The following is a 9,236-nucleotide window of genomic DNA, read 5'->3' on the forward strand; positions in this document are numbered from 1 at the left end:
CCTGAGTGAGCTGATGGTACTGTTTGTTCATGACAGACTCTGAATTTGTGTGTGAGAACTAAAATTCTGCCTTCAGCTCTCTCACTTTTCAACCTTAATCTGTTGCACTTATTGTATTACTCCAGCGCCAACTGCCCCCTGTGTCAGGATTGTTGTCATCGATGGCTAGATGGCATTTAATCAAGACTGAGAGATATCCATTTTAAATTATTATATTCAAGCATAACCAAACGGCAGCTTGGTTATTTTTATATCTGATTTTCAAGGGAATAGTCGAAATTTTACTCATTACAGAATCATTGAGCATTGTATGGCGTGGCAGGAGGGTGGATTGATACAGCAATGAATTTCTCTGGCAATCTGGCTCTAGTAAGTGCAAGCGATCTAACAGGAAATAATATTGGGTGTCTTGGTTATTTTCAGGCCATCTAACAGAGAATAATATTGGGTGTCTTGGTTATTTTTCGTTATTTTCCTCTTGGTTATTTTTCCTCGAACCAATTTATCGAGCTTCGAGCTTACAAGGATAAGCGGCTAAGGCTACTGAAGAAGCATTGGTTGTCAGCCATTGCGACTTTTAAATCACTGATAGGAAATCCTCAGGCATGCTATTAAATTCGTGGGGGTCCCTCAGAGTCAGAGTAAAAGTTTACTCTGACTCCACTTGTTATTTTACACTCAGTAACAGATAAATAAGTGGCCTATCTGCGGTTCCATTCTTGCGTGAGACTACAGCAGAAAGATTACCTACCTTTAATTTATTACCTATAAAGTCACAGAGCATCTTGTTTACATAACCTAAACGTCCTCCGGTATGTAAAATGGCAATAGCACAAGGATCATAGGTATTGCTAGGCTCAAAATCTAGCTCGACCTTATCACCAATACGCACCATTTCTAAATCAAGGTTATTTTCATACCTTGTCCCAACCACTTCAAGCTGAAACTCTATATTATCTTCTACCCCGGTAAAATCTGGAACTAAACTAAAACCATCTCCAGGAGACTTAGCTCCTGTATATGCTAATAAGGTAAAATCAGATCCATTAAAAGGGAACGTCAATAAATTCTGAGCCAAGTAATTTTTGAAGTCTCTTCTAGATTTTGGTGGAAGCCTTCTAATAAAAGGCTCAAGTACATTTTGCGTATAAGTTTCATTTGTCAATTTAAAGGCTGGATACCCTTCAAAGCCCTTTGATTTAGCTTTTTTAAAGTCATCAGAATCAAGTAAATACTTAAAGGAATATCCACTACTAGGGAGTTTACATATCTGGGCAACCAAATAACGAGAGCCACCATTTCTTGGCTGCCAAGCAAGCAGTAAACAGCTTGGCTCAACAACATTATTTATCATCATAATCACGCACTATCTTGGTTAACATCTGATGCCTGCATTTCAGCAGTCGAATAGTCCAATCTGCTCGTTCACGAGAAAAAGGTACCTGAATTTTAATATTGCACAGCAGTTCGATTTTGGCGAGTAATACTTCAAGGTCAAAACTTAACCGCTGCTCTAAATGCTCTTTAGAAGCGCTCTTTGTCGACAACATTTTTTCTATACTTTCTATATGCTTAACCCGAATTTTTGTATCTCTTCGAGTATAACGAAGATGATGTCGACCTTTGAAGATATAATTCCTAACCTGATCATCAGACCATGACTTAATCCTCTCAGGAAAACGCTCATGACCTAAACTGGTACCATTATCAAAAAGTGGACTCAGACTCACTTTTCGTTTCCCATCACTCTGAGTTGGCGGATCAAAAATCATTCCCCAGTTTTCTTGATGGCGATCGCTGTTCCCTATTAGGGTATCAAAAATCAGTAAATCAAAATACCAAAACTCCCAGCGTAGAGGGAAATCAATTGTAGGGGCAGATCTAAACATTCGGCATATTAGAAAAAGATCTTCTATATTGTGTTGCGAACCAGTATCGTTATCAAAATCCTTGATCAACTGCTGAAAAAAATCAGCTGCATGCACAAAAGTTTGACTATTTCGGTCATAGAACCACTCGATTAAAGAGCCACATACTAGACCATCTTCAAACTCCCTTTTGAAAGAGGGCAACGCCAGTGGTACTTTTACCCCCATAGCCTCACTTACCAAGTAAGCCACTGTCTCCATCCAAAACTGTTCAGGATAAACAGGCCTAGATAATTTGAACAAGTAAGGCCAATTTGGCTTGATCCCTTCCAATGGTTCACTTGGAGACCAGAGCATTTGCTTATCCCTAGCACCTATCGGAAAAATACCATGCTCATCATCAACACGCCAATTACTGACGTCAACAGGTTGAATATTCATATTTTTTATCAGAAAAATCAGCTATTTTTTAAAGCACTAAAAATTGAATTGACATATTGAGCCTGAAACTTAGCATCATCAAGAGCATTATGTGCTAATCCAGACATAGTTAATGACTCTTTAGGGTCAATTTTACGTAAACATCTACCTAACTCAACGACCGTGCGCACGTCTCGGTCATTTCGAAAATTCCAAGGTACTTTTAATCCATTTCTCTTATATGCCGAAGCAAGAATAACATTATCAAATCCGGATCCATTCCCCCAGACTTGTATATTTTCACTGCCATTATTCTTAATAAAAGAGTCAAAACTAACCAATGCCTCTCTCAATGAAATGGCACTAGGGTCGGTAAAAATTGAATTAGCTTCAGGGCTTTGCGAATTCCACCACTTAACAGTATCGTCACTAACAGTCCCATCTAGAGTTGAATTTGTTCTGACCACAATTTGATAAAACTCTTTTCCAAGAAGGCTATTAATCGGATCAAAAAAAACAGCGCCTATCGATAAAATTGCGGCTTCAGGTACTGTACTTAATGTTTCTAAATCCAACATTAGATGTTTCAAAACCCTTCCTCCTTATATATTTGCAGGTTCATTCTAACAGTCTGCCCTCATTTATTCTCACATAAAAGATTTATCTATACCTGTATGCTTGAAAACTCTTTTTCTCGTCTATGACGGGATACGATAAGAGCAATCTTTTCAGGTACAACTTCTAACGTAGGTACCTTAGGGATGCCATAAATGACCACGGTGTGAGTGAGTCAAAGTAAGTTTATCTAAAAAGCTAAATACTGACTAGAGGCACCGTGCTGTAGCGATGGCCACTGCCGAGCTCACTTTCCCCCCAACCAAGTATACCCATATACTCATACTCCGCTGAAAAAACAAACAAAAAAGCTTCAATACTCTTTCGAGTTACTGAGGCTTTCATCTATTCGGTTTTAAGCTTTTAGGCTTTAGACCAGCAAAGTATTGATGTGGCCTAATAGATCTGGACACCTTTTTGAGTGTTAACATAACCACTTAAATAAAGGTGTAAACATGAACAAAAGAAAAACCTACCCACGAGAGTTCAGACTTGAAGCATCTCAGTTGGTACTGGACAAAGATTATTCAGTTACAGAGGCGGCTCAATCATTAGGAGTCAGCCATAGTGCGATTAGGAAATGGGTCAAACAACTGAAAGAGGAGCGTCAGGGGAAAACACCAACAGGCTCAGCATTAACCCAAGAGCAGCAAAGGATTAAAGAATTAGAAAATAAAGTCAAACGGTTAGAAGAGCACAATACAATATTAAAAAAGGCTACCGCTCTCTTAATGTCGGACTCCATCAATCTTTTGAGATAGTTGATGGTTTAAGGGAGCAGCATAGCATAGTAACACTTTGTGATATTTTTGACCTTGAAAGAAGTAGTTATTACTACTGGCTAAACGTTAAAGGCAGGCCGATAGATTTAGATAGGGCGAGACAATTAGAGATGGTCAAAGAGCTTCATCAGGATTCGCGAGGCTCAGCAGGAGCAAGGACTATTTCAGTAAAGTTGACGGAAAAGGGTGAAAAGGTAGGCCGATATAAGGCCGCGAGCCTGATGGAAGATGCTGGGGTTGAAAGCTGTCAACCAGGTCAGCATAAGTATAAAGCGGCCCCTAAAGAGCATGTTGATATCCCCAATCATTTATCCCGAGAATTTGCGGTGACGGAACCCAATCAGGTTTGGTGTGGCGACATCACTTTTATCTGGGCTGGTACTTACTGGGTCTATTTGGCCGTTGTTATCGACTTATTCTCCCGTCGTGTTGTTGGTTGGTCGATGTCTGACTCTCCTGATACTGAGTTAGTAGCTAAAGCACTAACCATGGCATATTTGACAAGAGGAAAGCCCAAGGGGGTGATGTTTCATTCTGATCAGGGCTGCCAATATACAGCTTCAAAATACCGGCAACTGCTTTGGCGATATCAGCTCAAACAAAGCATGAGTCGGCGTGGTAATTGTTGGGACAATGCGCCAATGGAACGAGTATTTCGAAGTCTAAAGAGCGAATGGGTACCAAAGCAAGGATACGGTTCGCTGGATGAAGCCAGAACAGATATAGGTGAATTCCTGATGGGGTATTACAACAAACGCAGACCTCACAGCTACAATGGCTATCTAACTCCTGTTGAATCAGAATCTAGATTAGTCGGATAAAACATAAAGAGCTGTCCAGTTTTACTTGACCACTACATATCTTACGTAGGATAAATCGAGTTAGAACAAGGCGCTTTACCACGACGTTTAGCTTTCTTAAACGAGTGGTGAAGCAACGCAGTTTCCCCGCATCTAAAACAAAAAAGCCCTGATACCATTCGATATCAGAGCTTTCTTAATTTGATTTTTGACTTTAAGCCAGCATCATTTTGCGCAGGATACATTGATTATGACCAGGCGCCTTGAGCGCCGCGTAGTCTTTCTTACGCGAGCGATAAGGCAACGCAGTAAGAATCACTTTAAGCCAGCATCATTTTGCGCAGGATAAATTGATTATGACCAGGCGCCTTGAGCGACGCGTAGTCTTTCTTACGCGAGCGATAAGGCAACGCAGTAAGAATCAATTTAGACCAGCAAAAATTACATCATGCCGCCCATACCACCCATACCACCCATGCCGCCCATATCAGGTGCAGAAGCATCTTGTGGCATTTCGGCAATCATACATTCGGTGGTGATCATCAGGCCAGCAATAGAGGCTGCGAACTGTAGCGCGCTACGAGTCACTTTAGTTGGGTCTAGGATACCCATCTCTAGCATGTCACCATAGGTATCGTTACCCGCGTTGTAACCGTAGTTACCTGTGCCGTTCTTAACGTTGTTAGCAACAACTGAACCTTCTTCACCCGCGTTAGTCGCGATCTGGCGTAGAGGTGCTTCCATGGCACGAAGTGCGATAACCACACCGTGCTTCTGGTCTTCGTTGAGTACTTCAACGTTGGCTATCTTGCTGGCAACACGTACCAGAGCAACACCACCACCGGCAACAACCCCCTCTTCGACTGCTGCGCGAGTCGCGTGAAGTGCATCTTCTACACGTGCCTTCTTCTCTTTCATCTCAATTTCGGTAGCGGCACCGACCTTGATCACTGCAACGCCGCCGGCTAGCTTAGCCATGCGCTCTTGTAGCTTCTCTTTGTCGTAATCAGAGGTAGACTCTTCAGCCTGTATCTTGATTTGTGAAACGCGAGCCTTAATTTGGCTTTCTTCACCCGCACCGTCGATGATAGTGGTGTCATCTTTAGTGATGATAACGCGCTTAGCCGTACCAAGATCTTCCAGAGTGGCTTTCTCAAGCTCTAGACCAATCTCTTCAGCGATGACTGTGCCGCCGGTCAAGATAGCGATATCTTGTAGCATAGCCTTACGTCGGTCACCGAAACCAGGTGCCTTAACGGCAGCTACTTTGACGATACCGCGCATGTTGTTGACCACTAGTGTCGCTAAGGCTTCACCTTCAACGTCTTCGGCGACGATAAGCAGTGGCTTACCCGTCTTAGCCAGACCTTCGAGGATAGGCAGTAGCTCACGAATGTTAGATACTTTCTTGTCTACCAGCAGAATGTATGGGCTTTCTAGCTCGACGCTGCCAGTCTCAGGCTTGTTGATGAAGTATGGCGACAGGTAACCGCGATCGAACTGCATACCTTCTACTACGTCCAGCTCGTTTTCCAGAGCCTGACCTTCTTCGACTGTGATAACGCCTTCTTTGCCTACGCGCTCCATCGCTGTGGCGATGATTTTGCCGATAGTCTCGTCAGAGTTAGCTGAAATAGTACCAACCTGAGTAATAGCTTGCGTATCGCTACACTCTTGAGATAGGTTTTTAAGCTCGGCAACGGCAGCAATAACCGCCTTGTCGATACCGCGCTTAAGATCCATTGGGTTCATGCCAGCTGCGACGGCTTTAAGGCCTTCGTTAACGATAGACTGAGCCAGTACAGTAGCGGTAGTGGTGCCATCACCGGCTTCATCGTTGGCTTTAGACGCTACTTCTTTAAGCATCTGCGCGCCCATGTTCTCTAACTTGTCTTCAAGTTCGATCTCTCTGGCCACTGTGACACCATCTTTGGTGATCAGTGGTGCGCCGAAGCTCTTGTCCAAAATCACGTTACGACCCTTAGGGCCCAGAGTGACTTTAACTGCGTTTGCCAGGATGTTTACGCCCGCAAGCATTTTTACACGTGCTTCGTTACCAAATATTACTTCTTTAGCTGCCATGTTGCTTATCCTTTAAATTTTTTTGAATGAGATGCTGAAACGTAATGAGTCGTTAGCGAGTACTTAGCTCACTACAGCCATTAGGTCGGACTCTGAAAGGATCAAAACTTCTTCACCATCAATCTTCTCTTTCTTGACGCCGTAACCTTCGTTGAAGATCACTATGTCACCCACTTTTACGTCTAGTGGCTGAACAGAACCATTCTCAAGAATTCGACCATTGCCTACAGCAAGTACTTCACCGCGAGTCGATTGCTCGGCAGCGCTGCCTGTTAGTACGATGCCACCAGCAGATTTTGATTCAACTTCAGAACGCTTAACTATGACACGGTCATGTAATGGACGAATGTTCATCTATGGACTCTCCTAATGATTTTGGCCAGCATTGAGGCCGGGGAAAAATAATAAAATTGCGGCTTAGTTTTCTGTAAATAAAGTCGCTTGATGTTGGTTATATGGGGCCATCTAGATGAGAACCAAGGTCTTTACAAAAATAATCTCATTTTTTTTATCCGCCTTTTATCAAAGCTAGGCCAATCCTGATAGAATTGCCCTCCCCAGTAAACTAGGCAAGACTTCTCCATGAAAGACAGACACGGGCTGCTCACCCAGCCAATCGGTCGTGTACTGCTAAATATGAGCCTCCCAAACCTGATTGGTATCTTGACCATTCTTGGGTTCAGCCTAGTCGACACCTTTTTTATCAGCCAGTTAGGCACTGAATCTCTGGCAGCCATCAGCTTCACCTTTCCGGTAACCCTGATCATAGCCAGCATAGCCATAGGCATAGGCGCCGGCGTATCCACCAACTTAGGCCGCCTCATCGGCGGCGGTCAAGCGGGTAAGGCCAAGGTGTTTCTGCATGACTGTCTGTTACTGACCTTTATGCTGACCGCGCTTATCTCCATGTTGGGCAGCCTGTGCATAGGCCCGTTATTTAGCCTACTCGGTGCCAATGATTCCAGCCTGCCGCTGATAGCCGACTACATGTTTATCTGGTATCTGGGCGCCCCTCTCTTGGTGCTGCTAATGGTTGGCAACCAGGGGCTGCGCGCTACGGGAGACACCCGCTCACCGGCCAAGATCATGATGTTGGCCGCCTTGATTAACCTTATTCTCGATCCCCTGCTCATCTTCGGCATCGGCCCTTTTCCACGGCTGGAGATCCAAGGGGCAGCTATAGCCACGGTGATCTCCTGGGTTGTCGCCCTGTCGTTGTCTAGCTACCTGCTGATATTTAAGCGTCATTTAGTCGAGTTTGCCGACTTCAATAGGGAGCGACTCAAGTGTAACTGGAAACAGCTGGCTCATATCGCTCAGCCTGCGAGCCTGATGAATCTGCTCAACCCACTCGCCAATGCGATGATCATGGCCATGCTAGCTCGTATCGATCATGGTGCCGTCGCCGCCTTCGGTGCTGGGATCCGTATCGAATCGGTACTATTAATAGTCGTGATGGCATTGTCGTCCAGCCTGGTGCCCTTTATCGCCCAGAACTTAGGCGCGGGTCAGACCGAACGTGCCCGTGATGCCTTGCTGCTGTCACTCAAGTTTATTCTGCTGTTTCAGACCTTGCTCTACTTGCCGCTACTGCTATTAGCCGCACCGATCGCTCAGTTATTCAGTGGCGATCCGCAGATCATCGAATGGTTAACCTTCTATATTTTAACGATCCCCGCCGCCTATGGCCCGCTGGGTATCGTTATCTTGCTGGCCACATCACTTAATGCTTACCACAGACCCATGAGTTCTCTGGTCCTCAATGTGTGTCGCCTGTTCCTGATCATGCTGCCTCTGGCCGCTCTGGGTTCTTACCTGGGGGGGGTCAAAGGCCTGCTGCTGGCACTGCCTATCACTAACATCCTGATGGGTATCGCCTGTTATATCCTGGCGACAAAAATCTCCGAGCCAGTACATTTGAGCGCAAAAGGTCACTGATATGTATTTAAGCCGATAACGACACAGACAAGGCGCTTATCGATGCACACACAAGCTTATGCCCCTGAAACTAACAAGCGCGCGAAAGGTCACTAATATGCAACCTGATACTTACACAGACAAACAATTTATAGATGCCAGCTTCAGCGGCGAAGATCTGCAAGATGCGATATTTGAGCGCTGTGAGTTTAACCGCTGTGATTTCAGCCGTGCCGATCTGACCGATGCCAGCTTTATTAATTGCAGGTTCGTCGAGACGGGCACGAGTGAAGGCTGTAACTTCAGTTATGCCACCTTAATCAGCGCCAGCTTCAAACACTGCAACTTGAGCATGGCGTTATTTACGGGGGCTCGCTGTTTCGGTATCGAATTTAGGGAGTGCAACCTACAAGGTGCGGACTTTTCCCGGGCTAGTTTTGCCAACCATATCACCCACAAGACCTTCTTCTGCAGCGCCTACATCACAGAATCTAACCTCTCTTACGCCAATTTAGAGTCGGCCCAATTAGAGAAGTGCGAGCTGATGGACAATCGCTGGCGGGGCGCTAACCTACTCGGCGCGACCATGAAGGGGTCAGATCTCAGCGGCGGCGAGTTCTCCCAATCACAATGGGGCACATTCGAGCTCGCGGGCTGTAACTTATGCCGAGTGGAACTGGACGGCTTAGATCCTCGCAACGTCAAGCTCGAGGGCGTGATGATAAACCAGTGGCAGCAAGAGCAACTGCTGG

Annotated in this window: 7 protein-coding genes and 2 pseudogenes; 4 read left to right on the top strand and 5 right to left on the bottom strand. The window is 45.0% G+C overall.

The genetic code is table 11. The features are described from left to right. Window positions 1-492: 492 nt before the first annotated feature. Window positions 493-615, top strand: a pseudogene (locus tag HRU42_RS05665) (IS4 family transposase); the annotation flags it as partial. Window positions 616-667: 52 nt separating this feature from the next. Here HRU42_RS05665 and HRU42_RS05670 read toward each other — a convergent pair. The 3 genes from HRU42_RS05670 to HRU42_RS05680 are packed head-to-tail and all read right to left on the bottom strand — an operon-like array spanning window position 668 to window position 2,878. Further along, window positions 668-1,357 (bottom strand): HIRAN domain-containing protein, encoded by a 690-nt coding sequence (locus HRU42_RS05670; protein WP_295029434.1) that lies wholly within the window; start codon window positions 1,355-1,357, stop codon window positions 668-670. Then, window positions 1,344-2,309, bottom strand: coding sequence for a HipA domain-containing protein (locus tag HRU42_RS05675; protein WP_295029436.1), 966 nt, complete (start codon window positions 2,307-2,309; stop codon window positions 1,344-1,346). Before HRU42_RS05675 ends, HRU42_RS05670 begins: the two co-directional genes overlap by 14 nt. Window positions 2,310-2,326: 17 nt before the next feature. Beyond that, window positions 2,327-2,878, bottom strand: a complete 552-nt coding sequence (locus HRU42_RS05680) for a 3'-5' exonuclease (protein ID WP_295029438.1) — start codon at window positions 2,876-2,878, stop codon at window positions 2,327-2,329. A 480-nt stretch (window positions 2,879-3,358) separates the two neighbouring features. Between HRU42_RS05680 and HRU42_RS05685 the strand changes: the two are divergent. Then, window positions 3,359-4,535: pseudogene (locus tag HRU42_RS05685) on the top strand (IS3 family transposase). Window positions 4,536-4,926: 391 nt separating this feature from the next. Here the strand turns inward: HRU42_RS05685 and groL are convergent. Both groL and HRU42_RS05695 read right to left on the bottom strand, forming a co-directional pair. Then, complete coding sequence (gene groL, locus HRU42_RS05690; RefSeq protein WP_295029440.1) at window positions 4,927-6,567, bottom strand: chaperonin GroEL; 1,641 nt, start codon at window positions 6,565-6,567, stop codon at window positions 4,927-4,929. A 63-nt stretch (window positions 6,568-6,630) separates the two neighbouring features. Continuing rightward, a complete protein-coding gene (locus tag HRU42_RS05695) occupies window positions 6,631-6,921 on the bottom strand; it encodes a co-chaperone GroES (protein WP_143563013.1) in 291 nt (96 codons plus the stop codon). A 228-nt stretch (window positions 6,922-7,149) separates the two neighbouring features. Between HRU42_RS05695 and HRU42_RS05700 the strand changes: the two genes are divergently transcribed. Continuing rightward, window positions 7,150-8,505: an MATE family efflux transporter gene (locus HRU42_RS05700; RefSeq protein ID WP_295029442.1), complete on the top strand. Its 1,356-nt coding sequence runs from the start codon at window positions 7,150-7,152 to the stop codon at window positions 8,503-8,505. A 97-nt stretch (window positions 8,506-8,602) separates the two neighbouring features. After that, window positions 8,603-9,236, top strand: a 634-nt coding sequence (locus HRU42_RS05705) for a Qnr family pentapeptide repeat protein (protein ID WP_295029443.1), incomplete at its 3' end; no start/stop codon positions are given.

It is taken from the genome of Shewanella sp. (assembly GCF_013214165.1).
Lineage (GTDB): Bacteria > Pseudomonadota > Gammaproteobacteria > Enterobacterales > Shewanellaceae > Shewanella.